Here is a 26,965-nt window from a genome sequence, read left to right as displayed (position 1 = left end):
TTATAGATGTCAGAAAAAAATTATAGATTTGAAACTTTGCAATTAAGAGGGGGATATGATCCAGAAAAACATAATTATGCTTCAACAGTACCTATTTATCAAACTGCCTCCTTTAATATTGGCAATGTAGAAAGACTCAGAAGAATACGTAATTATGAAGAAAAAGGATTTCTATATACAAGAAGTGGTAATCCAACTTTGGATGTGCTTCAGCAGAGAATAACAGCACTGGAAGGTGGAACATCAGCTATTGCGGTTGCTTCGGGTATGGCTGCTGTGGCCTATTCAATACTAAATGTAGCAGAAGGTGGCGGAGAAATAGTTGCACCAGCTTCACTATATGCTGGATCATTTAATTTATTAAAGTACACATTACCGGGATTTAATATAAAAGTAAATTGGGTAGAAGATCCAAACGATCCTGAATCTTATAGAAAAGCTATTACTCCTAATACAAAAGCTATATTTGCTGAGACTATAGGAAATCCATTAATAAATATACTTGATATTGAGAAGGTGGCGGAAATTGCACATGAAAATGGAATTCCTCTTATAGTGGATAATACTTTTCCTACGCCCTATCTCTTAAAGCCTTTTGATTTTGGAGCTGATATAGTTGTGTATTCCTCTACAAAAGCATTAGGTGGACATGGTAATACGTTGGGAGGACTAATTGTAGAAAATGATAAGTTTAATTGGGATAATGGTAAATTCCCACATTTTACAAGACCTGATTACAAGGCTCAAAATAAAAATTTATACGAATTATTTCCAAAAGCAGTATTTACAACAAGAGTAAGAATACATTATTTATCAAATTTTGGTGCGGTACTTAGTCCTTTTGATGCATTCTTAATTCTTCAAGGAATTGAGACACTATCAGTAAGAGTAGATAGAGAAGTGAAAAATACAGAAGAAATTGCAAAATATCTTTCTAAGCATCCATCAGTTTCTTGGGTGAGCTATCCTGGTATTGAGGATAATATAAATAGCGGCTTAGCTAAAAAATATCTTCCAAAGGGATCAGGTTCAATATTGTCCTTTGGATTTAATGGCAGCCAAGAAGAAATAGATGTATTTCTTGATAGTTTGGAAGTTTTTAGTTTTCTTGTAAACGTAGGAGATTCAAAGTCTTTAGCAACTCAGCCAGCAGAAACTACTCATGGCTCGTTAACAGATGAAGATAAAGAAAAAGCTGGAGCATTTTCTAATGCAATAAGACTATCAATTGGAATAGAAAATGTACAGGATTTAATAGAAGATTTGGAACAAGCCCTTGCAAAGGCTAAAGGTAATTTTGTAGAAGAAAATTAAAATTAAATTTATGTTTGACAAATCAACGAATAAGAATTATAATAATGTCAATAAAACAAATATGATTACTTGGGATTAATAATTTTAGTTTACCAGAAAAACTGGAGACTAAGTTCTATAATACTACATAGGGCTTAGTCTCTTTTTTTATCTATAGGAAATTATTTTTATAAATCTTAATTAATGTCATTAATAAATTAAGGTATCCAAGGAAAATAACTAGTAAATATCTTATCATATCTGACTTACTATTTACTTTCAGATACTTAAATGTAGAAATGAATTTAAATTAAAATATTTTTATATGTAAATAAGAATTTATTTTAAAATTCTACAGAATTTATGTAAGAAAAATTCAAAATTGCATTTAATGAGGAGGAAATTCTATGTTAAAACCTAATAAAGATTCAGGCTTTGCTCATCTTTCAAAAATACATCCTTGTTTAGGTGGAGAAGCTCATCATAATTTTGGAAGAATTCATCTTCCAGTAAGTCCGGCCTGCAACATTCAGTGCAAATTTTGCAAAAGGGATTGCAATAGCAATGAGGAGAGACCCGGAGTCGCAAACGGAATATTAGATCCTAAGGATGCTGTAGATACTGTTAGAAGGGCATTGGAACTTTGTCCTCAAATAACAGTAGTAGGTATAGCTGGACCTGGAGATACTTTGGCAACACCACAGGCTATTGAAACCTTTAAACTTGTGGACAAAGCTTATCCAGATCTTGTTAAGTGCTTAAGTACAAATGGATTGTTGCTTGAACGTTATGCTCAGGATATTTATGATGCTGGAGTGAGAACTATAACAGTAACTGTAAATGGAGTTGATCCAAAGATTCAAAGTAAAATTATATCCCATATAGTATTAGATGGCAAAATATATCACGGAGAAGAAGCTGCAGACATACTTATAAAAGCCCAACTTAGAGGAATTGCTAAAATAAGTAGTTTAGGCGTAGTAGTAAAGGTAAACTCTGTGCTTATCCCAACAGTTAATGATGAACATATAGAGGAGATTGCAAAAACTGTAAAAGAAGCAGGAGCTACTTTATATAATATTATACCTTTAATACCACAACATGATTTAAGCCATATTCCAGCACCTACCTGTGAACAGCTGGATAAAGCAAGAGTGATTGCTGAAAAATATCTTGGTGTTTTTAGGCACTGCAAACACTGCCGTGCAGATGCATGTGGAATACCAGGTAAAGAAGATCTTTCGTTAAAGCTTTATGGAGTTATAAATGAGAGACTTGAGACTTTCTCACATGGTTAAACATATAGTATGTTTTATTTAATATATTATACTGCTAAATAGCTAATTAAGATCAATATTCATTGATTTTGGTTAAATGGGGATCAGCAATTTATTAATAGAGTTAATAATAGTATAGAATATAAGAGTTGACCAGAAAACTGGAGGCTAAAAATTTCTATTATATAACAAGGAAGATTTTTAGCCTTTTTTGTTTAGATTTAGTATACAAGGGGGATAGTTTTATGTCCATAAATATTAAAAGAATTGAAGCTGTTACTAGAGAAAATAGACTTGGTGCAATTACTGGATATACAGGAACTGTTAAAGACCTTGTAAAAAAGGCTAAAACTGGATGCCTTAAAAATAAGGAGAGATGCTTTAGTCAGGCTACTAATTGCAGTTCTGGATGTGCTCAGGGATATTTATCACGTATAATGGATGCAGCTATTGTGAATCACGGTGCCAGGGGATGCTCGGCAGATGTTATTGGAGAAAATACTAATTTTCTATGGGGGCAAAATATACGTGATCTTGAAAAAAGGAACGTAAATGTAATTAATACTAATATGACAGAAGAAACTACTGTTTTTGGTGGATTAAAAAAATTAAGAGAAGGTATAAGGGAAGCTTATAGAAGATTCCATCCTAAGGCTATCTTCATAACGACTTCTTGTGCATCAGCAATTATTGGAGATGATGTAAAAAGTATTGCAGATGAAATAGAAGTCGAAATAAACATACCAGTTGTTCCAGTTTTTTGTGAAGGCTTTAGATCAAAAATATGGGCTTCTGGATTTGATTCAGCATTTCACGCATTACTTACCAGAATAGTAAAACCTCCAAAAGAAAAACATCCAGAAATTATCAATATGTTGACCTTTAATGGCAGCGGACGTGATTATGTAATAGAAATATTATCAAATTTTGGACTTGTACCTAAGTTTGGAGTTCCCTTTTCCACTATAGAGGAAATATCAACAATGTCTGAGTCAGCAGCAACCATAAGCATATGTGGTACTCTTGGAAGTTATTTTGGAAATGGACTTGAGCAGAAATATGGAGTCCCTTATGTTAGATCTTTGCAGCCACATGGAATTGCCGGTATGGATAATTGGCTTAGAGGTTTAGGTAAGGTTGTTGGTAAGGAAGAGGAAGTAGAGGAATATATAAAGAGGGAAAAGGAGAAAATTGCACCTGAGTTGGAGGAAATAAGAGGAAAGTTAAAGGGAAAAACTGCAGTAGTAGGCATGGGACCAAGCTTTTCTCACAACTATATTAGGGTACTTGGAGAATTAGGTATTAAAGTAATATGGGGTGCTTCCTGGCATTTTGATCAGGAATATGATCATGGCAGCATACCAGAGTCTACTATTGAGCTATCTGAAAAGGAATATGACACTCCAATAAGTGTATGTGATCAACAAAATTTTGAAATATTAAATTTACTTAATAAGTTGAAACCAGATCTATATTTATCAAGGCATCCTGGTACTACCGTATGGCCAACTAAGATGGGAATACCTTCTGTAATGGTAGCAGACGAATTTAGTGCTTTTGGTTATAGGGGAATAATAGATTTGGGATATAGAATAATAGATGCTTTAGCAAATAATAATCTTGCACTTAGTTTATCAAAAAGGGTTAAACTACCTTATACATCTTGGTGGCTTCAGCAGGATACATTTAAATTTCTCGAAGAAGAGGTGAAATAATGGGTGAGGTAGTTGAACAATTAAGACATGTTTGTACTCTTGGAGGATATGAATCGGTACTGGCAATAGAAAGGGCTGTTCCAATAATACATGCTGGACCAGGCTGTGCTGCAAAAATATGGGCTACCTTAGGCCTGCAAAATGGGTGTCAGGGAACTGGATATATAGGAGGGCATTCAATACCATGTACTGATGTAGGAGAAAAAGAGGTTGTTTTTGGTGGAGCTGACAAATTACGAAGCGTTATCTCAAACTCCTTTAAGGTAATGGATGCAGATTTATACGTAGTATTGACTGGCTGTACTTCAGATATTGTAGGGGATAATGTGCCTGAGATTGTTAAAGAATTTAAAAATGGTGAAAAATCCATAGTATATGCTGAAACAGGAGGCTTCAAAGGTAGTAATTTCATAGGCCATGAGTTTATTATTGATGCCATTATAGATCAATATTTAAAGCCTGCAGATGAAATAGAACATAATCTAATAAATATATGGGCTACAATACCTTATCAGGATACCTTCTGGGCAGGAAACTATGAAACAATAAAAGATCTGCTTTCTCAAATAGGAGTGAAAGCCAATATTATTTTTGGACCGGGTAATGGTTTAAAAGCTTTAAATGATGTAACAAAAGCTCAATATAATTTATTAATATCACCTTGGGTAGGGCTTAAAAATGTTATTCATTTAAAGGAGAAGTTTGGTACCCCTTATGTACATTATCCAGTACTTCCTATTGGTCCAACGGAAACAGGTAAATTTTTGAGAACTATAGGAAAGCTTCTTCATATTGAGGATAATGTTGTTGAAGGAGTAATAAAAAGACAGGAGGACAGATATTTCTATTATATAGAAAGAGCAGCAGATGTGTTACTTGAAACTAGATTACTGCCAAAGCATTTTATTACTATTGCAGATAGTGCTTATGCATTAGGTGTTTCTAAATTTTTGACCAATGACCTAGGACTATTAGGTGATAAACAGTTTATTACAGACGATGCACCTAAAGAGTATCATGAACAAATAAAGGAAAACTTTATTGAAAATTCCAATACTACCATAGGTAATATTCAGTTTACCAGTGACAGTGGAAATATAAAAGATTATTTAAGAAACACTAAATTCAGAACAAAACCACTTATATTGGGTAGTGGTTGGGATAGAGTGATTTCAAGGGAAGTTAAGGGTTATCAGCTATCTATATCTGCACCTATAAGTGATAGGATGGTACTTAGTAGATCGTACCTAGGATATGAGGGTGCTCTAAGACTAACAGAGGATATTTATTCTGCAGTACTGCAGGATTTCCAGTAAGATATTCTATTTTGAGTTCTACAAGTAATCATTTGAGTATTCACATATCTAATATTTCTGTTCAAAAATTTTTAGATAAAAATTAAGCTTTATAAAGTATGCTGGATTGTTTGTGGAATTTAATGTAGATAAAGTTTTGAGATTTATCCGATGACTACATGCTCTAATGTTCTGTAAAAGTGAGAGTAAAGAGCATGTACGTCCCTGGCGATTTACCCTAAAGGACAACGATTTCTAAGTATCAAAAATACTGATACTAAGAATTCTGTTTATGAGATGGTTTAATATAGATAAAAATTATTGCTGTGGGATGCAATAAAATAACAAATTGTGTGGGTTAGTATTGAGAATTTTAACATTATTTTGGAAGGAATGGTAATATGTCAGAACTTAGTTGCAGAAAAGCATTAGATAATATATTGTCCTATGCACCTGCTAAGACACTTCAGGAAATACAGCAGGAGCTTGGACTTAGCAACATTTTAAGACTTTCAGCAAATGAAAATACTATGGGGCCATCACCTTTAGCATTAAAAGCAATTGAGGAAGGATTAAAGGGAGTTTATCTTTATCCAGATGGACAATGTACTGAACTTAGAAAAAAATTAGCTTATACATATAACCTTGATGAAGAGAAGATAATTTTTGGTAACGGATCCTTTGAATTGATTAATCTAGTAGCAGAGGGATTTATTAATCCAGGAGATGAATCAATAATACCTATACCAACCTTTGGATGGTATAAGGTTGTAACTTTGGCTATGAATGGGGTTCCTGTTGAGATTCCTATAAAAAATCACACAATAGATTTAAATGAAGTAAAAGAAAAAATAAATGATAGAACTAAAATCATATGGCTGTGCAATCCAAATAATCCAACAGGAACTATTTTTGCTAGAGAAGCTTTGATAAACTTCTTAGATTCAATACCTAAAAATATATTAGTAGTACTAGATGAAGCTTATTATGAATTTGTTACTAATGAAGCATATCCTCAGACGGCTTCACTGGTAGATAAATATTCTAATATAATAGTCCTAAGAACTTTTTCTAAAGTTTATGGATTGGCTGCACTTAGGATAGGCTATGGTATTGCAAACAAAAAGCTAATTGGCGAATTAAATAAAATAAGATTGCCTATAAATGTCAATGGATTGGCGCAAGCAGCTGCTATAGCTAGTTTAGAGGATCAGAATCATAGAGAAGCATGTGTTTCAAATAATAATGAAGGTAAAGAATTTTTTTACAAAGAGTTTGATGAAATTGGTCTTGAATATATATCAACAGAGACTAATTTTGTTATGGTCAATGTCTATGAGGATAGTACTGAAATCTCAAATAAAATCTTACGAAAGGGTATTGCTGTTCGTGCTGGTATAGAATATGGAATGCCAACCTGGCTTAGAATTACCATTGGAAAGCCAAGAGAAAATCAATTATTAATTGAAGAATTAAAGGTTGCTTTAAAAAATTTTGAGAGGGTGATATAATGATAAAAATTAAGGCACCAGAAGCTTATATTAATGAGGAAAATATTTTGGGGCAGAGTGGGAAGTATGTTTCAGAATTTGGAAACCATGCTCTGATTATTGGAGGTAAAACTGCTTTAGAGTCAGTAGGAGAAGACTTTTTTAAAAGTTTCAGAGATGAAAAAATTAAATATGAAGTTGAAGAATTTCATGGCTATTGTTCTTTTGAAAATATAGATAAATATTCTGATCTGTCTACTAAATTAGGAGTAGATATAATTGTAGGTATTGGTGGAGGTAAGGTACTAGATTTAGTAAAGGCTGTGGGAGAAAAGACTGATTTGCCTGTAATAACAGTTCCAACTATTGCTGCAACTTGCGCAGCATGGTCTGCTTTATCTGTAATATATAATGAGATTGGTGAACATACAGATTATATACTATTAGAAAAATCACCAAAGCTAGTACTAGCTGATACCAATATAATATCAAAAGCTCCTGCTAGATATTTAAATGCAGGTATAGGTGATACTATTGTAAAATGGTATGAAGCTGTACCTCATCTATCAGAAAATAGCGATATTACTTTAAAGATTGGTTTGCAAACAGCAAAATTAGCACTTAATATATTAGAAAATTACGCCAATGAATTACAGGTAGAATCTAGAGAAAGCTATATAAAAAATCAATATAAAGATGTAATTGATTCTATTATAATTTTAGCTGGATTAGTTGGAAGCATAAACGGTGGAAAGCATAGAGCTGCTATAGGACATGCTGTTCATAACGGTCTGACTTATATTTCTGATACTAAGGGGACTCTGCATGGAGAAAAAGTTATTTTTGGACTAATTGTACAGTTTATTCTGGAAGGGAAAAGTGAAAGGGAAATAATAGATCTTATTGATTTGCTTAACAAGCTGGATTTACCAGTCACTTTAGCTCAGCTGGGGATAAAGGATAATGTTGATGATAAAATATTAACTATTGCTAACAGTGTTAACTTTAACTCTGATGAATTAGATAATTTAAATTTTCAGGTTAATAAAGATCTAATTAGAAAGGCAATAATTAGAGCTGATGAGCTTGGACGGGATAGTTTAAGTTTACAGGCTATAGTATAACATTTTACTTTTACATATTGTAATTTAGTTATATAAAATTTAATAAAGATGCTTATTTAAATAAATTATTAATCTTCACTTAGCTTTATTTTGGGTGAAGATTAAATTTTTACAAAAATTGTAAATAGTTTACTTAGAATAAAAAATTACAGGAGAGGAGGGGAATTATATGTTGATAAGTGATTTAGCTTATGAAATTGAGTCAGACATAATTGATATACGTAGAACAATTCATAAGAATCCAGAACTTGCCATACAGGAGTTTAAAACGGCAAAACTTGTTGCTAAAAAACTTAAAGAATTGGGGATTGAAGTTACAGAAAAAGTTGGAAAAACTGGTGTTATTGGATTGTTAAGAGGAGAAGCAGAGGGTAAGACCGTTGCCTTAAGAGCCGATATGGATGCATTGCCTATACAAGAAAAAAATAATCATGAATTTAAATCAGTGAACAAAAATATTATGCATGCTTGCGGTCATGATGTTCATACAGCAGCATTATTAGGGGCAGCGGATATATTGTCTAAAATAAGACACTTAATAAGGGGAAATGTTAAGTTTATTTTTCAGCCTAGTGAGGAAAGTCCATTGGGTGGAGCTCATGAAATGATTGAAGAAGGTGTTATGGAAAATCCTAAGGTGGATGCTATATTTGGTTTGCATGTAGACCCAAATCTTTTAGCAGGAGACATTGGTTTGCGATCAGGAGAATTTTATGCTACAGCAGGTGGCTTTGAAATAGAAGTAATAGGGAAGAGTGGACATGGGGCTTTGCCGCATAAAGCCACAGATGCAATTATAGTTGCATCTGAATTAGTATTGTCATTGCAAACAATTGCATCTTCTAAAATTAATCCTTTAGAGCCTTTTGTCATAACTATAGGAACTATAAATGGAGGAAATAAAGCAAATATAGTAGCGGATAAAGTAACTTTAACTGGGACAATTAGATTTTTTAACAAAGATATCCACGATAGTGTTAAAGGCATCATAGAAAATGTTGTTAAAGGTATTACATTGGCCCATGGTGCATCTTATAATTTTAAATTCCGAATAGGAGACAGTCCGTTAATTAATGATGAAAACATGATAAATATTGCAAAAAAGTCTGCCATAGAAATTGTTGGTGATGAAAAAGTAAAATCGGTACCTAAGACTTTACTAGGTGAAGATTTTGTATTCTATTCACAAATTGTACCCTCTGCATTTATGTCTTTAGGGGTAGGATTTTTAAATAAAAAAAAATTTTCACTTCATAATGCAAATTTTGATCTTGATGAAAGGGCACTTCCAATTGGAGCAGCACTTCTTGCCAATACGGCAATAAATTTTTTAAATAGATATTAAATTTAATGAATGTAATATTATATAAAGTGTAATTAACGTTTTTTACAAAAAATTTATTATAATTAAAAAAATATTTGACAAAGCATTGTTTTAGTTTTATAATTTAAATTAAACAAATATGAATACTTGGTAATTCTTTTATATACAGTTGACTAGAAAAACTAGAGACTATATTTACTTTTATTATGCATTTAAAGTAAATATAGTCTTTTTTTATTTTATTAATGGATATTTAGCAATAAGTAAAAATGATTAACCTATATGTAGTTTTTATTGTAATAATACATAGTATTCATATTGAAATAATTAGTAATTTATAGGATTTTATAGGTTTATAAGATGAAATGGGGGGATATTAAAATGAGTGAGATATCAAATCAAGCAACAAAATATATAGAACAATCAAAGTTAGCATGGCTTATAACTGTTGGAGAAGATAAAAGGCCTTATGTAAGACCTATGGGAGCATTTTTCAATGATGGTTTGGATTTATATTTTTTAACTGCCAAGAAGACTGATAAAGTTAAACAAATAAATACAAATCCAACTGTTACCTTTTATTTTGAGAATCCAGAACAATCTTATGACACTTTTAAAAGTGTTGCTGTTAGTGGAGAAGCAGTAGAGGTTTTAGAGGAAAGTGAATTTAAGAAGGCTGTAGAGGGCATAGGTATTCGTTATCCAGCTATAAAAGGGAATGTGGAAAATGGAAATATTAAAGATTCATCAATTTATAAAATTAATACTAATTTTATAAAAACAGCAGATTATACGAAATCACCAAAGGAAGTATCTGAAAATATTTAATGTTATTAATTTTAAATAATTATAAAATGAGAAAATTTTAGGAGGAATATTTAAATGAGACAAGTAGCTATTTATGGAAAAGGTGGAATAGGTAAATCAACTACGACACAAAATCTTACAGCAGGTTTAGTTGAAAGAGGAAATAAAATAATGGTAGTAGGTTGTGATCCTAAAGCAGATTCAACAAGATTATTATTAGGAGGACTTGCACAGAAATCAGTTCTTGATACATTGAGGGAAGAAGGAGAAGACGTAGAATTAGATTCTATATTAAAAGATGGATTTGGTGGAATCAGATGCGTTGAATCAGGCGGCCCGGAACCAGGAGTTGGATGTGCAGGAAGAGGAATAATAACTTCAATAAACATGCTAGAACAGCTTGGAGCTTACACAGATGATTTAGATTATGTATTCTACGATGTACTTGGAGACGTTGTTTGTGGTGGATTCGCAATGCCAATCAGAGAAGGAAAAGCTCAAGAAATATATATAGTAGCAAGTGGAGAAATGATGGCTCTATATGCAGCTAACAACATTTCAAAAGGTATCCAAAAGTATGCTAAGAGTGGTGGAGTTAGACTTGGTGGTGTCATCTGCAACAGCAGAAAAGTTGCAAATGAATATGAATTACTTGATGCATTTGCTAAGGAATTAGGAAGTCAATTGATACACTTTGTACCAAGAAGTCCGGTGGTAACAAAGGCTGAAATAAATAAGAAGACTGTTATAGATTTTGATCCTAAATCTGAACAAGCTGATGAATACAGAGAATTAGCAAGAAAAATAGATGAAAATGAATTGTTTGTTATACCAAAGCCAATGACTCAAGAAAGACTAGAAGAAATATTAATGCAATATGGTCTTAATGACTAGAAAGATTTAAAAATCATTTCATTTGAAAAATTTATATATTGGTAACTTAATGCTTGCAGGTAACACTGCAAGCTAAGGCATCTTCAAAAAATACTCAGTCAGTATGCTAGTTTATTTTGTATCCTACTGCGTCAACAGAACCTTCTGATGGCTTACTATCAGAAGAACCTGTTTTCTTGTATGATTCAAAATATACGTCGCATCTTTGACTTATTATTTATTTTCAGATGCCTAATAAAATACTCAAAATTCAGGAGGATGACTTTATGTCAATTAATTTAAAAATATCTGCAGTACCAACAAGAGAAAATCGTTTAGGCTCTGTAACAGGTTATAACGGTGATCTTCATGATATAGTTAATAAATCCAAATGTGGAGACTTAAAGAATAGAGATAGATGTTTCAGTCAGTCAAGTTCCTGTAATGCAGGTTGTGCACTAGGTCAACTTTCAGGTATAAGAGATGTAGCAATAATAAATCATGCTCCTTCAGGATGCACAGCTATGGCACCAAATACTGATGTTACCAATAGACAGTTAGCTACCAAAAGGGGTATCACAAATGCAACAGTCTTTGTAGGGACCGATATGAACGAAAAAGATACAGTCTTTGGAGCTACAGGTAGTCTTAGTGAAATAGTAATAGAAACTTATAATAGATATAAACCAAAGGCAATTTTTATAGGTACATCCTGCTTAACTGGTATTATAGGTGAAAATGTTGATAGTGTTGTGGAAGAACTTAAAAAGGAAATACCAGTACCTATAGCAGCAGTGCATTGTGAAGGTTTCAGGTCAAGAATATGGGCAACAGGTTTTGATGCCTCAGATCATGCTGTGCTAACAAGTATTGTAAAGCCACCAGAAAAAAAAGTTGATGTAATAAATTTCAAAAACTTTTATGAAAGTGCCAGAGGGGAAATAACTGATATATTTTCAAATTTCGGTGTTAAACCTCTATTTTTATATCAGAATTCTACAGTTGAAGAGCTTTCTCATATATCTGAATCTTTGGCAACAGTAAGTATATGTGGTGTACTAGGGTCCTATTTAGGAAATGGATTGGAAGAAAAGTATGGAGTGCCTTTTGTAAAAACAATAAATCCATTGGGGGTTGCAGGCTTTGAAACCTGGCTTAGAGGGATAGGAAAAGTTATAAAGAAGGAAGCAGAAGTTGAGGCTTATATAGAAAAAGAAAGAGCTATATATTTACCTAAAATAGAGGAAGTCAAAAAAGAACTTAAAGGTTTGAGAGCTGTACTTGGAATGGGACCTGGTTATACTTATGAGGTATCTCGTGTACTTCAGGAATTAGGAATGGAAGTAGTATGGGCAGCATCTTGGCATCACGATAAAAAACATGACAATGGTGAAATACCAGCAGCACTAAAATATTTAGATGAAAATTCGCCTTATAATTTTAAAGTCAGTGTAGCAGATCAGCAAAATTATGAGATTCTTAATATACTAAATGAATATAAGCCTGATATATATTTCTCACGTCATCCGGGAACTACAGTATGGGCAATAAAACAGGGTGCATCTGCATTATGTGTTAATGATGAATATATGATATTTGGATATAAAGGCACATTGGATTTTGCATATACAGTACTTGATACAATAAAAAATAGAAGTTTTGAAAAAAATCTGGCAGCAAGAGTTAAATTACCTTATACACAATGGTGGTACAATCAGGATAATTCACTGTTTATGACAAAGGAGGCAAAATAGTAAATGGCAAAAATATTAGATCAACCTAGGTATAAATGTGCTTTAACAGCCATGCAAACCGTACAATCAATTCCAGGGGCGTTACCTATTTTACATTCAGGACCTGGATGTGGTCAAAAACTTGCAGGGGGTGCTGGAAGTTCAGGACATTTTTCCCACAACATATTTCCTTGCACAAATATAAGCGAGAAAGAAGTAGTTTTTGGTGGAGAGAAAAAGCTTAGAGAAACTATATCCAATGCACTTAAGGTTATAGATGCAGAATTGTATGTGGTATTGACAAGTTGTACATCAGAAGTTATAGGCGATGATGCAGAAGAAATTGTTCGTTCTTTTAAAAATGCTGAAAAACCAGTAATATATGCCTCAACACCGGGATTTAAAGGAAATAACTATGTTGGTAATGACTGGGTAATAAAATCTATTATTGAACAGTACTTAAAACCAACGGATAAGAAAGTAAAAGGACTTGTTAACATATGGGCTGGAGTTCCATTACATGATCCATTTTGGCTTGGAAACTTGAGAGAATTAGAAAAGCTTGTAGCAGAGATTGGATTAATACCAAATACCATATTTGGCCATGACAGAGGAGTTAAAAATTTAGATAAGATACCTGAAGCTGAATTTAATCTTTTGGTAGCTCCTTGGGCAGGGATTGAGAATGTTGAATTTTTAAAAGAGAAGTTTGGTACACCTTATTTACATTATCCTACTCTTCCAATAGGTGCTACTGAAACTAGTAAGTTTTTACGTGCTGTAGGAGAATTTGCAGGGATAGATAAGCAAAAAGTTGAAGATGTTATTACAAAAAATGAAGAAGAATATTATTATTATATAGAACGTTTTGCAGATGTATTTCTTGAAACACGTGTAATGTCAAAAAGATTTGTGGTTGTTTCAGATGCTCAGTATTCACTTGCACTAACAAAATTTTTGGTTAATGATTTTGGGCTTTTCCCATCAAAGCAATATATAATTGATGATACACCAGACAAATATAGAAAAGATGTAGAAGGATATTTTAAGGAATTAAATTATGGAATAGAAGCAGAAGTTGCATTTTCCAGTGATGGATACCAAATACACAATGAAATAAAAAATACTGATTTTCATGGTTACCCACTAATTCTAGGCAGTTCTTGGGAAAAGAAGGTTGCTCAAGAAACTAAAGCCCACTACCTATCAATTTCATGGCCTATTCAAGAGAGGCTTGTAATAAACAGTTCTTATGTAGGCTATGGTGGAGGACTTAAACTTCTGGAAGATATTTATTCAGTAGTTCTTACCAGATTTAATTAATATGTTTTAAAATTGAGGGGGAGTATTAAAAATGGCAAATGAAGAGTTGAAATTTGATACATTAAAAATAAGAGGAGCTTATAATTCTGCTGAGCACAATTACGCAGCTTCTGTACCTATTTATGAAACTGCAGCTTTCGATTTAGGAAGTACTGAAAGAGCAGGAAATTTATTTTCATTTTCTGAACCCGGCTTTATCTATACTAGAGTGGGTAATCCTACCACTAATGTTTTGGAACAAAGAGTGGCAGCATTAGATGGAGCTGCCGGTGCTGTAGCTGTGGGATCAGGAATGGCAGCAGTAACTTATACATTATTTAATGTAGCTGAAAATGGTGGAAGAATACTTACAACACCATATCTTTATGGAGGAACTATTGATAGTTTCAAAAAGATATATCCTAAATTTGGTGTTGACATAGATAAGTCAGAGAATTTTCACAATCCAGAAGAACTTGCAAAAGATATCAAACCAGATACAAAAGCAATATTTGTAGAAAGTATTAGTAATCCAAATGCTGTTATAGCTGATCTGGAAGCACTAGCAAAAGTTGCTCATGACCATGATATTCCACTTATAGTTGATAATACCTTTGCAACTCCATATCTTCTTAATCCTATAAAATATGGTGCTGATATTGTCATCTATTCAGCTACAAAGGCTTTAGGAGGTCATGGAAATTCGATTGCAGGTCTTATTTTAGAAAGTGGTAAATTTAACTGGGGAAATGGCAAATTTCCACAATTTCAGGAGCCAGATTATACTTTAAGAGATTCAGAAGGAAAATCAAGAACCTTTCTAGATGTATTTCCTGAATTTCCTTTTACATGGAGAATAAGAAAAAACTATCTTGCATATTTTGGTGCTGCACTTAGTCCATTTAATTCTTATTTAACTCTACTAGGAATTGAAACCCTTTCAGAGAGAATTCAAAAGCAGGTTGAAAATACTAAGAAGATAATTTATTATTTAGAGGACAATGATAAGGTTGAGTGGATTAAACATCCTTCTGCTAAGGGTAATCCATATAGAGAACTTGCAGAAAAATATGTACCTAAAGGAGCAGGATCAATTTTTAGCTTTGGCTTTAAGGGCACAGATGAGCAAATTAATAAATTTTTAAATGCAATAAAATTGTTCAATTATCACACAAATGTTGGAGATGTAAGATCTCTTATTATTAATTCTCCAAAGACAACCCATGGGGAACTTACAAGAGAGGAACAGGAATTTTCAGATATAGCTCCAAATACAATTAGAATATCTGTAGGACTAGAAGATCCTCAGGATCTTATTGCAGATTTGGATCAGGCATTTAAGGCATCTTCAAAAAATAATTAAGTCAGTATGCTAGTCTATTTATTTTCAGATACCTAAAAAGGCGTTTGAATAGTGTTTGAATAGTTTGAATATGCTTTTACGAGGAGATGATTTAATGTCATATAAAGTTGCCATTGGCACTTCTGATGGTAAATTTGTCAATCAGCATTTTGGTAAAGCTGCACAATTTGCAATTTATGAAGTTGAAGATAAAAAATTCAATTTATTAGAAGTTAGAGAAAATAACCCTGCTTGCGGTGATAATGGTCATCAAGAAAATGCTATGTATGATAGCATAAATCTTTTATTAGATTGTAAAATAGTACTCATAAGTATGATAGGTGTGGGCCCGGATCAAGTGTTGTTTGATAAGGGAATACTCAGCTATGAAACTTCTGATTCCATAGAGAATGCCTTACAATATGTTTCTTCAAATATTGAAGGCAAATATTTTTAATATAAATAAATTCCAAGTAAATCGGTATGTATGATAAGAATTGGAGCGTGATAAAATGTCATATAAAATAGCAGTTGCCAGCAGTGATGGTAAAGATATAAATCAACACTTTGGAAGGGCTGAGCAGTTTTTTGTATATGAAGTGGAGGATGATAATAATTTTAAATTTGTAGAATTAAGAAGAGCTACAGATTTTCATAGTGAACATGAGGATCATGTAACTAAATTGAAAAATACTATAAAAGGACTAAATGGATGTAAGATTGTGCTAGTGACACAAATAGGGGATGGTGCTTCTAGAATATTAAGAAGTAATGGAATAGAGTCTTTTGACGTAGAAGATTCTATAGAAAATGCTTTGCCTAAATTGATCAAGTACTATTCTACGGTTAACTTGTAATAAAGCATTCGACAAATATTGGTATAAGAATTATAATAAAATAAATTTGAAAAATAGGAATTGTATTTTAAGTTTAGTTTTAAAAAAATGGAACTATAATTAGAACATGCAATTAATAAAATATTTAATTTGGTTGATTAGATATACTAAAGGCTAAGTTTAATCTTTTAAGATTAGACTTAGCCTTTTCTATTTTTTAACTTTAATAATAGTTGGAATATATAAATTTAATTTATGAGGTGGTATGTAAATGACGGCAAATATACTCCAAAATACCTACAATGTGAATTCTGAAAAAACATTTTTTTTCAAAGATTATGACGGAGTGAAGATATATACAAAAGTTTGGTATCCAAAAGAAAAAGATAATATAAAGGGAATTATTCAAATAGCACATGGTTTAGGGGAAACTACTGAGTACTATGAAGAATTTGCAAATTTTTTTAGAAGAAACGGATATGTAGTATATATTAATGAAGCATTAGGGCACGGTAGGACAGCAGGAAACATAGATGATTCAAATTATAAATATAATGCAGGTAATGCAGGAACAGATGGTTTAAATCACATGGCTGTAGATTTGAAAATATTAACTGAAAATATTAAAAAGAAATATCCTGATAAAAAGATTTTTCTTCTAGGTCATAGTTTAGGGTCTGTAATATCACAAATTTATGCTTATAAATATGGTAATGGAATAAATGGAATTATATGTACTGGTGCAATAAGTGAATTAAATGAAGATAGATTTGAGTATTTATTACAAATAGCTAGAAGAGAAATAGAAAAACGTGGGAGGCTTGAACCTTCAGTAGAAGTATTCAATGCTCTATTTGGAGATTTAAATGACAAATTTAAACCTGCTAGAACTGAATTTGATTGGATAACAAGTGATGAAAAATTGCTTAGGAAATCATTAGAATCACCTTATGCAAATATACCCTTTAACGTGGGTTTTTATTTTGATTTTATCAATGCATTAAAAAATAGAAACGAAAAAAATAATATTGAAAAGATTCCAAAGGATTTACCAATATTTTTACTGTCTGGTAGTGATGACCCACTTAGTGATAATGGTGATGGTATTAAAGAATTATTTAATATTTATAAAGAAGAGAAGTTGAAGGATATATCTTTTAATATATACGAGGGAAAAAGACACAGTATATTGAGGGAGACTAACAGAAATATAGTATTTAAAGATATACTTGACTGGATTGATATTCACTAATTTTAAAATATATTTTCTTTAAAACAATGTTTAGATATTTAAAGTTACAAAGGGGAGTGGTAATCATGAAAAAGCATAAAATTATATTTAATGTTACGTCATTATTAACTGTAATATTAATTTTATTTTCTTTAGCAGGATGCACAAATGCCGCTAGTAATAATACTAGTGATACTAAATCAGCAGATAATATTAAAGAAGGCGGGTCTATTTCTTTGCCAACTAGTGAACCGGATTTTTTAGATCCTGATCTAGCAGCTGCGGCAGATACAAGGTCAGTGCTTTTTAATGTATTTGAAGGACTTGTAAAGCCAGATGAGAATGGGAATCTTATTCCAGCAGTGGCCAGCAGCTATGAAATTTCAAAGGATGCTTTAAAGTATACTTTTAAACTTCGAAAAGGAATAAAATTCCAAAATGGTAATCCAGTAACTGTACAGGATATAAAATATTCTTTAGATAGAGCTGCAGGAAAGGACACTGGTAAACCACTAAAAACAGAACTTACAAATATTAAATCCGTTGATATTAAGGACGATTCTACTGTAGAAATTAATTTGACAAAAGCAGATTCGGAATTCCTTTCATATTTAACAGTTGCAATTATTCCCAAAGATTATAAAGATCAAAATACAAAACCTATTGGAACGGGGCCATTTAAAATAGTTAAATATACACCTCAGCAGGAAATTGTACTGGAAAAGAATAAGGACTATTGGCAAAAAGGTTTACCACATATTGATAAGGTCACATATAAGATTACTTCAGATGCAAATTCAATATTAGTAGATCTTAAAGCAGGCAGCTTAGATACAGCCTTTATACCTAAAGATCAAGCTGATCAAATTTTAAATGACTATAATCTTTTAATTGGAAGTGCTAATTTATTGCAGCAACTTTCCATAAATAATGCAGTGAAACCTTTTGACGATGTTAGAGTACGCCAAGCACTATACTATGCTATAGATACTCAAAACATTATTGATACAGTTGCAAGTGGAGTAGGAAAACCGGCAGGAACTAATTTCTTCTCAAGCTTTAAAAAGTATTTTCAACCTGGACTGGAGAAAACTTATAAGAAAAATATTGACAAGGCAAAAGAACTTTTAAAAGAAGCAGGATATCCAAATGGATTTGAAACTAGTATTAGTGTGCCTTCTAATTATCAATTTCATTTAGATACAGCTCAAGTAATTGTTGAACAGCTTAAGGCAATTAATGTTAAAGCAACAATTAAACCTGTTGAGTGGGGAGTATGGCTTAGCAACGTGTATAAGGGGAGACAATATGATACTACAGTAATAAGCTTAGATGCATCTTATTTATCTCCAAGGGCACTGCTTGGAAGATATGTGTCAACGGATTCTAGTAATTTTATTAACTTTAAAGATCCTAAATATGATGAAATATATAATCAAGCTGTAAATGAAACAGATGATGCAAAGAAAGTTGAATATTATAAGCAATTGCAGACAATTCTAAATAAGGATGCTGCTTCTGTGTTTATCCAGGATCAACAAAAAACTGTTGTGCTTAAAAAGGGATTAGCTGGCTATAAATTTTATCCGTTATATGTTCAAGATTTGTCTTCAATTTATTATACAAAATAAGGCACATTCAAATAAATAACTAGTCAATATGCTAGTCTATTTATTTTCATATGCCTAAATTGAATTTAATTTTAAGAAAGTAGTGAGATTAATGAAGTATATATTAAGAAAAATTGTAACGGTAATTGTAACATTAATAGTTGTTTCTGGTATTACATTTTTCTCATTTAATGTTGTGCCTGGTGATCCAGCTTTACTAATTCTTGGTACAGAGGCCACCACGCAAAAGATTCAAAACTTAAGACAAGAACTTGGATTAAATCAAAGTTTACCAGAAAGATATATAAATTGGATTGGAAATTTTATTAAAGGTGATATGGGAAAATCTATAAGATTTTCCCAACCTGTTAAAGATTTGATTGTAACTAGAATTCCCGTTACTTTCAGCCTTGCTGTTATGTCTCTTATTTTAATAATTGTTATATCAATTCCATTGGGAATTTATTCAGCTAAAAAAGAAGGCACAGTTATCGATGCTGTAATTAATATTATTAGTCAAATTAATATGGCAATACCATCTTTTTTTATGGGAGTAATTCTTATTTTAGTGTTTGGAATTATATTAAAGTTATTTACTCCCGGGAAATATGTAGATTATAATAAAAATTTTATAGGTTTTTTACTGTATCTAATTCCAGCCGCTTTTTCTATAGCACTACCCAAAATTGCAACTGTAATTAAGTTTTTAAGGGCAGCCATACTTCAAGAAATGTCAAAGGATTATGTTAGAACAGCTTATAGTAAAGGCAATAAAGAAAATATGGTTTTATATAGACATATACTTAAGAATGCCACCATAACTATAATAACTTTAATGGGAATGATTATTGCCGAGGTTTTGGCGGGAAGTATAATTGTAGAGCAATTATTTGCTATACCTGGAATAGGAAGATTGATGATTATGTCTATTTCAACAAGAGATTTTCCGTTAACACAAGCTTTAGCTATATGCATTGCTTTTTTTGTTGTATTTATTAATCTCTTAGTAGATATATTTTATCAAATAGTTGATCCTAGAATAAGGGTTAGATAGAGGTGCGTATGAATAGACGATTTAACTATAATTTACTTATAGGATATATTTTAGTAGGATTTATAATCTTAATAATGATTATTGACATATTCTATACTCCCTATGATCCCAATAAAATGAATGTAGCTGAGAGATTTGGGGCACCAAGTATTAGACATTTTTTAGGTACTGATAATTTTGGAAGAGATATTTTTAGTAGAATTATTGATGGAACAAAAACTACTTTGTCTGTAGCTATTAGTACTGTATTTTTCGGAACTTTTTTTGGTGTAATATTTGGAGCAATTTCCGGTTATTTTGGTGGCTTTATTGATGAAATAATCATGAGAATTAATGATGCATTAATAGCTTTCCCAGGTATTTTACTTGCTTTAGTTATAGTAACAACTTTGGGACAAGGTAAATATCAAATCATTTTAGCACTGGGAATCATATTTACACCTAGCTTTTCACGTATTACAAGAAGTGAATTTTTAAAGGTTAAGCAGCAAGATTTTATTAGAAGTGCTGAAGTTTTTGGTGCAAGTCCATTTAGAATCATGTTTGTACATATATTGCCTAATATATATCCAACTCTTTTATCGGCAATAACTATAGGATTTTCAAATGCTATATTATCTGAATCAGCTTTGAGTTTTTTGGGGCTAGGAGTTAAACCTCCAGATCCTAGTTGGGGAAGAATGTTGTCAGAGGCACAAGCATATTTGTTTAATGCACCTTGGTATGCTATTGCATCAGGCACAATCATAGCTATAACTGTTCTTGGATTTAATTTTATTGGGGAAGGGCTTAGAAAAATATATGGTTAGTGAGATGAATTATAATGTCTAAAGTTTTACTTAAAGTAAAAGATCTTTCAATTTCTATAAAAGGTGCGAAAGGAGTCAACAGTGCGATAAATGGAATATCTTTTTGTATAAAAAGTGGAGAAATATTAGGTATAGTTGGTGAATCCGGATGCGGGAAAAGTATTACAGCACTTTCTATTGCGGGCCTTTTACCGGATTGTGCAGCAGTTAGTAATGGAAGTATAATTTTTGATGGAATTGAACTTAAAGATATAAAAAAGGATGAATTTAGAAAAATTCAAGGAAGAGATATCTCAATTATATTTCAAGAGCCTATGACTTCATTAAACCCTTTGATAACTATAGGTAAGCAGATCGGAGAATCTTTAAAAATACATTATAAGATAACAAAGAAAGAAATAAAACAAAAAGTTATTAGTGCTTTAAATAAAGTTGGTTTATCCAAAGTAGAAGAGGTATATAGTTCTTATCCACATCAATTATCAGGAGGAATGAGACAAAGGGTTATGATTGCAATGGCTATTGTATGCAGACCAAAGTTAATAATAGCAGATGAACCCACTACAGCTCTTGACGTCACAGTTCAAGCTCAAATACTTTCACTTTTAAAAGAGATAAATCGTGAATATAAAACGTCAATTTTATTTATTTCTCATGATTTAGCTGTAATAAATCAATTATGTGATAATGTTATTGTTATGTATTCCGGAGATATTATTGAAGAAGGAATTACAAAAGATATACTTATGCATCCTTTGCATCAATATACAAAAGGATTATTGGGATCAATACCTAGTAAAGATAAAAAAGGTAAAAGACTTGTGAATATTCCGGGGAAAGTACCTTCAATAGAGGTTAAAAAAGTTGGATGCAGTTTTGCATCTAGATGTAATCAAGCTCAAAATAAGTGTTTTTCTGAAAAACCTCAAAATTTTCAGATAGGAAAGGATCATAAAGTGTCATGCCATCTTAATGAGGAAGGTGAAAAAGATTATGCCATCTAATTTAATATTGGAAGTAAATAATTTAAGTAAAAATTTTCACATTAAAAATTCAAATATTTTTAGTAAAGATAAGGTTATAAAAGCTTTAGATGATATTTCTTTTAATATTAAAAAGGGTGAAATTTTTGGACTTGTAGGTGAAAGTGGTTGTGGAAAATCAACTCTTGGAAGATCAATTGTAGGATTAACTAAAGATGTGGAAGGACAAATATTTTTTGAGGGTAAAAATATAAAAAATATAAAGAGGTTAAGTAAAAAAGTACAAATTATTTTTCAAGATCCTCTAAGTTCATTGAATCCTAAGAAAAAAATAGGGTGGATTTTGGAAGAACCATTGAAGATACATAAAATTGGGAATAAGGAACAACGATTAAATATGGTAAATAAAATTTTAGATTTGATTGGACTTGATAATAGCTATAAAGATAAATATGCAAAGGAATTAAGTGGCGGCCAAAGGCAGAGGATAAGCATTGGCAGTGCACTTATGCTTAATCCGGAACTTATAATTGCAGATGAACCAGTTTCTGCATTAGATGTTTCTGTCCAATCTCAAATTCTCAATTTAATGCTAGATTTACATGAAAAGCTAAATTTAGCATATCTTTTTATTTCTCATAACCTTGATGTTGTATACTATATGTGTGATAGAGTGGCGGTTATGTATGCTGGTAAAATTGTTGAAATAGCTTCTGCAGAAGAAATTTACGATAAACCACTACATCCTTATACTAAGGTTTTACTTAATTCTGTTCTCAAGTTTGATGAAAATATAGACTTGAGCAATGAGATTACTGAAGGTAATAGAAATTTAAGTGTTGAGTTTAGTTGCCCTTATTATAAAAAATGTACTTATGCTAAAGAAGAATGCCGGACAAAAGCACCAAAAATTAAGAATATAAATGGAGAGAATGAGTTAGAACATCTAGTAAGGTGCAACTTATTTTAATAGTAAATAAACATAAAAATTGTGGCAATTGCATCTTTTGCTATTGGTTTTACTCTCGTAGTTCCTCAATTTATGGTACCACTTTCAGAAGAGCTTGCAGATCCAAAAGTAAGAGGTAAAATAATTGGTACAGTCTTTAGTGGATTATTAATATGAACAGCATCTAGAAATTTTTAAGCTTATGAAAGAAAGAAATTCACAAAATGCAGCAGAATGTATGTTTAGTCATATAGAATGTAATATAGGGCATGTTAAGCTGTTAATAGATAATTGACAAAGTATTTGTTTAGATTTATAATAAAGACTAAATAAATTTAATAGTTGGGAAATTTCCCATATACAGTTAACTAGACAAACTAGAGACTATGTTTACTTCCATATTTGAAGTAAATTATAGTCTTTTTATTTTTAAAAATCTTTTTAAATTTATAATAGTTTATTCAAATTGTTTGCAGTATTAAGTAAATTACTGAATTTTAAAATGATCTATAAATGTTTAAATTGACTAATACATTATATCTAGTGGTGTTAAACTAATAAAATATTTTTAAAATTTAGGAGGAGAAGCTTATGGCAATTAATTTAAAGATATCTGCAGTGCCAACAAGAGAAAATCGTTTGGGATCTGTAACAGGTTATAATGGTGATCTTCACGATATTGTGGAGAAATCAAAATGTGGAAATTTAAAAAATAGAGATAGATGCTTCAGTCAGTCCAGTTCTTGTAATGCAGGTTGTGCACTGAGTCAACTTTCAGGTATAAGAGATGTGGCAATAATCAATCATGCTCCTTCGGGATGTACAGCCAATGCCCCAAGATCAGAAGTTACTAATAGGCAATTGGCCGCTAAAAGAGGAGTTACAAATGCAACAGTTTTCGTAGGAACAGATATGAATGAAAAGGATACAGTTTTTGGCGGGGCAAGTAGTCTTAGTGAAATAGTAAAAGAAACTTATAAAAGATATAAGCCAAAGGCAATTTTTATAGGTACATCTTGCTTAACTGGTATTATAGGTGAAAATGTTGACAGCGTTGTGGAAGAACTTAAAGAGGAAATACCAGTACCTATAGCAGCAGTGCACTGTGAAGGTTTCAGGTCAAGAATATGGGCAACAGGCTTTGATGCTTCTGATCATGCAGTACTTACAAGCATTGTGAAACCACCAGAAAAGAAAGTTAATGTAATAAATTTTAAAAACTTTTATGAAAGTGCCAGAGAGGAAATAATAGATATATTTTCAAATTTCGGTGTTAAACCTCTATTTTTATATAGAAATTCCACGGTGGAAGAACTTTCTCATTTGTCTGAATCACTGGCAACGGTAAGTATATGTGGTGTATTAGGGTCATATCTTGGAAATGGGTTGGAAGAAGAATATGGAGTTCCTTTTGTAAAGACTATAAATCCACTGGGGGTTGCAGGCTTTGAAACCTGGCTTAGGGGGATAGGAAAGGTTATAAATAAGGAAGCAGAAGTTGAGGCTTATATAGAAAAAGAAAGAGCTATATATTTACCTAAAATAGAAGAAGTAAAGAAAGAACTTAAGGGTTTAAGAGCTGTACTTGGAATGGGGCCTGGTTATACTTATGAGGTATCTCGTGTACTTCAAGAGTTAGATATGGAAGTAGTATGGGCAGCATCCTGGCATCATGATAAAAAACATGACAATGGAGAATTGCCAGCAGCACTTAAATATTTAGATGAACATTCACCATATAATTTTAAAGTAAGTGTGGCAGATCAGCAAAATTATGAAATACTCAATATATTAAATGAGTATAAGCCTGATATATATTTCTCACGTCATCCGGGAACTACAGTATGGGCAATAAAACAGGGAGCATCTGCACTATGCGTTAACGATGAGTATATGATATTTGGATATAAAGGTACACTAGATTTTGCATATACAGTACTTGATACAATAAAAAATAGAAGCTTTGAAAAGAATCTGGCAGCTAGGGTTAAATTACCTTATACAGAATGGTGGTACAATCAGGATAATTCACTGTTTTTGACAAAAGAGGTAAAATAGTAAAATAGTATTATATAATGTCATACTATATTGACAAAATCATATTTATATGTTAAAAATATATATAAGAAATTTATATTCTAACGAAATACCTATTTTTCTTATATGTTTAATAAAAAGACATTATTATAGTAATATCAAAATAAGTTTATATTATAAAATAATAACTAATTAATCTCATCAAGAGAAGCAGAGGGACTGGCCTGATGAAGCTTCGGCAACCTTCATACGTGTAATTAGAAAGGTGCCAAATCCTGCAGTTGAATGTTTAACGGTAGATGAGAGAGGGTATATGAAGTAAAAAAACCTCTTTCATCTATATATATTAGATGGGGAGGTTTTTAATTATGTGTTGAGTAACTAGAAAAGCAATGAATTATTTTAAAAATTTCATATTTCTAGGGGGGTAAATAATTTTGGAAAGTGCAAATAATGTTAGTAGATTATATAAAAAGAAAAATCCCGTTTCTCAAGCAAATTTAGAAAAGATAGTACAATTGTTAGGTGAAATAAAATATGGTTCAGTGACATTAGTTATTCAGGATGGAGTTCTTATTCAAATTGAAACAAATGAAAAAATAAGGCTCAAGTAAAGAAGAGATAAATAATAATGAAAAGTAACAAGTTTTTAATTTGTGTATGTCAATTATAGTAATAATTATAAATATAAGTTAAATATTGCAATGAAACATATAAAATCAATATGTATACTTATATTGAAGTATTACTTAAAATATTTAGTGAATTTCAAGGATACAATATGAGAAAATAAATATATTTATGTATTTAAAATACATAAATTAGATAGTCAACTAGATGAACTAGAGACTATGAATAATTTTACAGCTAATTACATGTAAATTAATTCATAGTTTTTGTTACATATTTACATATTACATAAATTTTAATTAATATTATATATTGTTGATTATAATTTATATATTTTATCTAAATGAAATAATTACTTTATAAGATAAATAGTTTATATGAATTTGATTTAAAGATATATCTTAAATTGTTTTATTCGATAAATAATAAAGAAAGGAAGTATAATATAAAAATGAGTATATTTCAAACTATTTTTAAAAGAAGAACAATACGAAGTTTTAAGCAAGACGCAATACAGCCAGAAAAGTTAAAAAAATTAGTGGATGCAGCAAGAGTAGCACCACAAGCTGCAAATTTACAGCCTTTAAAGTATGTAATTATTAATGATGAAAAATTATTAGAACCAATTTTTAAGACTACAGCTTGGGCTGGTTATATAAGACCAGCAGCTGATCCACAAGAAGGACAAAAACCAGTTGCTTATATATTAATTCTTGTTGATAGTGAAATAAAAAAAGAGGGTTATGATGTAGATGCTGGAGCAGCAGTTGAAAACTTGCTATTAACTGCAGTTGAAGAAGGATTAGGAACCGCTTGGTTAGGTGCTATAGATAGAAAAAAAATAAAAGAGTTATTAAATATACCAGATAAATATATTATTCACACTCTTGTGGCATTGGGATATCCTGGTGAAAACCCAGTTATTGAAGATGAAAAGGATAATTCTATTAGATATTATAAAGATGAAAATAATGTTTTGCATGTGCCAAAGAGAAAGCTTGAGGATATAGTATTTTTTAATAATAAGATTGTATAGATAATTTTTGTTGAAGTGGCTGTACTAATAAATAATTTTAATTTGATTCTCCTTAATTTAATATTGACAATTACAGTAATAAAGGTTATTATAAGTAAAACATAAAATATTTATAGGAATACTAGGAATAGTTGCTTACTAGAAAAACTAGAGGCATCCAGAAAAAATTATTTTTTTTGGATGCCTTTTTTGTAACATAATTTATTATAAAAAAA

Annotated in this window: 23 protein-coding genes, 1 pseudogene and 1 riboswitch; all 24 genes and pseudogenes read left to right on the top strand. The window is 31.3% G+C overall.

Translation table 11 applies throughout. The annotated features are described in order from the left end of the window. Nucleotides 1–6: 6 nt before the first annotated feature. The 24 genes and pseudogenes from CLOPA_RS19755 to CLOPA_RS19650 all read left to right on the top strand — a co-directional run bounded on the left by CLOPA_RS19755 (nt 7) and on the right by CLOPA_RS19650 (nt 26,750). Entirely contained in the window at nt 7–1,314 is a 1,308-nt protein-coding gene (locus CLOPA_RS19755; RefSeq protein ID WP_015617195.1) for an O-acetylhomoserine aminocarboxypropyltransferase/cysteine synthase family protein, read from the top strand. 386 nt (nt 1,315–1,700) lie between these two features. Next, complete coding sequence (locus CLOPA_RS19750) at nt 1,701–2,591, top strand: radical SAM protein (RefSeq protein ID WP_015617194.1); 891 nt, start codon at nt 1,701–1,703, stop codon at nt 2,589–2,591. 224 nt (nt 2,592–2,815) lie between these two features. After that, nucleotides 2,816–4,285: a nitrogenase component 1 gene (locus CLOPA_RS19745; RefSeq protein WP_015617193.1), complete on the top strand. Its 1,470-nt coding sequence runs from the start codon at nt 2,816–2,818 to the stop codon at nt 4,283–4,285. Then, a complete protein-coding gene (locus CLOPA_RS19740; protein WP_015617192.1) occupies nt 4,285–5,601 on the top strand; it encodes a nitrogenase component 1 in 1,317 nt (438 codons plus the stop codon). The genes CLOPA_RS19745 and CLOPA_RS19740 overlap by 1 nt, the downstream gene beginning before the upstream one ends. Before the next feature lie 380 nt (nt 5,602–5,981). Then, the gene (gene hisC, locus CLOPA_RS19735; protein ID WP_015617191.1) at nt 5,982–7,091 is read left to right on the top strand and encodes a histidinol-phosphate transaminase; all 1,110 of its coding nucleotides are present in this window, start codon (nt 5,982–5,984) and stop codon (nt 7,089–7,091) included. Then, a complete protein-coding gene (locus CLOPA_RS19730; RefSeq protein ID WP_015617190.1) occupies nt 7,091–8,194 on the top strand; it encodes an iron-containing alcohol dehydrogenase family protein in 1,104 nt (367 codons plus the stop codon). Before hisC ends, CLOPA_RS19730 begins: the two co-directional genes overlap by 1 nt. Nucleotides 8,195–8,363: 169 nt before the next feature. After that, nucleotides 8,364–9,539, top strand: coding sequence for a M20 metallopeptidase family protein (locus tag CLOPA_RS19725; RefSeq protein ID WP_015617189.1), 1,176 nt, complete (start codon nt 8,364–8,366; stop codon nt 9,537–9,539). Between the two features lie 360 nt (nt 9,540–9,899). Then, entirely contained in the window at nt 9,900–10,346 is a 447-nt protein-coding gene (locus tag CLOPA_RS19720) for a pyridoxamine 5'-phosphate oxidase family protein (protein WP_015617188.1), read from the top strand. Between the two features lie 54 nt (nt 10,347–10,400). Further along, nucleotides 10,401–11,219: a nitrogenase iron protein gene (gene nifH / locus CLOPA_RS19715; RefSeq protein ID WP_015617187.1), complete on the top strand. Its 819-nt coding sequence runs from the start codon at nt 10,401–10,403 to the stop codon at nt 11,217–11,219. A 266-nt stretch (nt 11,220–11,485) separates the two neighbouring features. Continuing rightward, complete coding sequence (locus CLOPA_RS19710) at nt 11,486–12,952, top strand: nitrogenase component 1 (protein WP_015617186.1); 1,467 nt, start codon at nt 11,486–11,488, stop codon at nt 12,950–12,952. Nucleotides 12,953–12,955: 3 nt separating this feature from the next. Beyond that, nucleotides 12,956–14,254 carry a nitrogenase component 1 gene (locus tag CLOPA_RS19705; protein ID WP_015617185.1) on the top strand — a complete coding sequence of 433 codons (1,299 nt, stop codon included), beginning with the start codon at nt 12,956–12,958 and terminating at the stop codon, nt 14,252–14,254. A gap of 31 nt (nt 14,255–14,285) precedes the next feature. Further along, nucleotides 14,286–15,596, top strand: a complete 1,311-nt coding sequence (locus CLOPA_RS19700; RefSeq protein WP_015617184.1) for an O-acetylhomoserine aminocarboxypropyltransferase/cysteine synthase family protein — start codon at nt 14,286–14,288, stop codon at nt 15,594–15,596. A 94-nt stretch (nt 15,597–15,690) separates the two neighbouring features. After that, nucleotides 15,691–16,032: a NifB/NifX family molybdenum-iron cluster-binding protein gene (locus tag CLOPA_RS19695; RefSeq protein WP_015617183.1), complete on the top strand. Its 342-nt coding sequence runs from the start codon at nt 15,691–15,693 to the stop codon at nt 16,030–16,032. 55 nt (nt 16,033–16,087) lie between these two features. Next, nucleotides 16,088–16,432 carry a NifB/NifX family molybdenum-iron cluster-binding protein gene (locus tag CLOPA_RS19690; RefSeq protein ID WP_015617182.1) on the top strand — a complete coding sequence of 115 codons (345 nt, stop codon included), beginning with the start codon at nt 16,088–16,090 and terminating at the stop codon, nt 16,430–16,432. A 250-nt stretch (nt 16,433–16,682) separates the two neighbouring features. After that, nucleotides 16,683–17,663, top strand: a complete 981-nt coding sequence (locus CLOPA_RS19685) for an alpha/beta fold hydrolase (protein ID WP_015617181.1) — start codon at nt 16,683–16,685, stop codon at nt 17,661–17,663. Between the two features lie 65 nt (nt 17,664–17,728). Next, entirely contained in the window at nt 17,729–19,273 is a 1,545-nt protein-coding gene (locus CLOPA_RS19680) for an ABC transporter substrate-binding protein (protein ID WP_015617180.1), read from the top strand. Nucleotides 19,274–19,364: 91 nt separating this feature from the next. Further along, the gene (locus tag CLOPA_RS19675; protein WP_015617179.1) at nt 19,365–20,306 is read left to right on the top strand and encodes an ABC transporter permease; all 942 of its coding nucleotides are present in this window, start codon (nt 19,365–19,367) and stop codon (nt 20,304–20,306) included. Nucleotides 20,307–20,314: 8 nt separating this feature from the next. Then, on the top strand, nt 20,315–21,115 hold the full coding sequence (locus CLOPA_RS19670) for an ABC transporter permease (protein WP_015617178.1): 801 nt from the start codon (nt 20,315–20,317) through the stop codon (nt 21,113–21,115). Nucleotides 21,116–21,129: 14 nt separating this feature from the next. Further along, complete coding sequence (locus CLOPA_RS19665) at nt 21,130–22,119, top strand: ABC transporter ATP-binding protein (RefSeq protein ID WP_015617177.1); 990 nt, start codon at nt 21,130–21,132, stop codon at nt 22,117–22,119. Then, complete coding sequence (locus tag CLOPA_RS19660) at nt 22,109–23,068, top strand: oligopeptide/dipeptide ABC transporter ATP-binding protein (protein ID WP_015617176.1); 960 nt, start codon at nt 22,109–22,111, stop codon at nt 23,066–23,068. The genes CLOPA_RS19665 and CLOPA_RS19660 overlap by 11 nt, the downstream gene beginning before the upstream one ends. A gap of 9 nt (nt 23,069–23,077) precedes the next feature. After that, nucleotides 23,078–23,221, top strand: a pseudogene (locus CLOPA_RS25365) (MFS transporter); the annotation flags it as partial. A gap of 417 nt (nt 23,222–23,638) precedes the next feature. Next, nucleotides 23,639–25,105: a nitrogenase component 1 gene (locus tag CLOPA_RS19655; protein ID WP_015617175.1), complete on the top strand. Its 1,467-nt coding sequence runs from the start codon at nt 23,639–23,641 to the stop codon at nt 25,103–25,105. Nucleotides 25,106–25,279: 174 nt separating this feature from the next. Continuing rightward, nucleotides 25,280–25,390, top strand: a riboswitch (SAM riboswitch). 131 nt (nt 25,391–25,521) lie between these two features. Beyond that, nucleotides 25,522–25,698, top strand: a complete 177-nt coding sequence (locus tag CLOPA_RS24585) for a YezD family protein (RefSeq protein ID WP_015617174.1) — start codon at nt 25,522–25,524, stop codon at nt 25,696–25,698. Between the two features lie 467 nt (nt 25,699–26,165). Then, nucleotides 26,166–26,750: a nitroreductase family protein gene (locus tag CLOPA_RS19650; RefSeq protein WP_015617173.1), complete on the top strand. Its 585-nt coding sequence runs from the start codon at nt 26,166–26,168 to the stop codon at nt 26,748–26,750. Nucleotides 26,751–26,965: the final 215 nt, after the last annotated feature.

Origin of the sequence: Clostridium pasteurianum BC1 (assembly GCF_000389635.1) — a bacterium.
Lineage (GTDB): Bacteria > Bacillota > Clostridia > Clostridiales > Clostridiaceae > Clostridium_I > Clostridium_I pasteurianum_A.
This window is presented reverse-complemented; position numbering and strand designations above follow the sequence as displayed.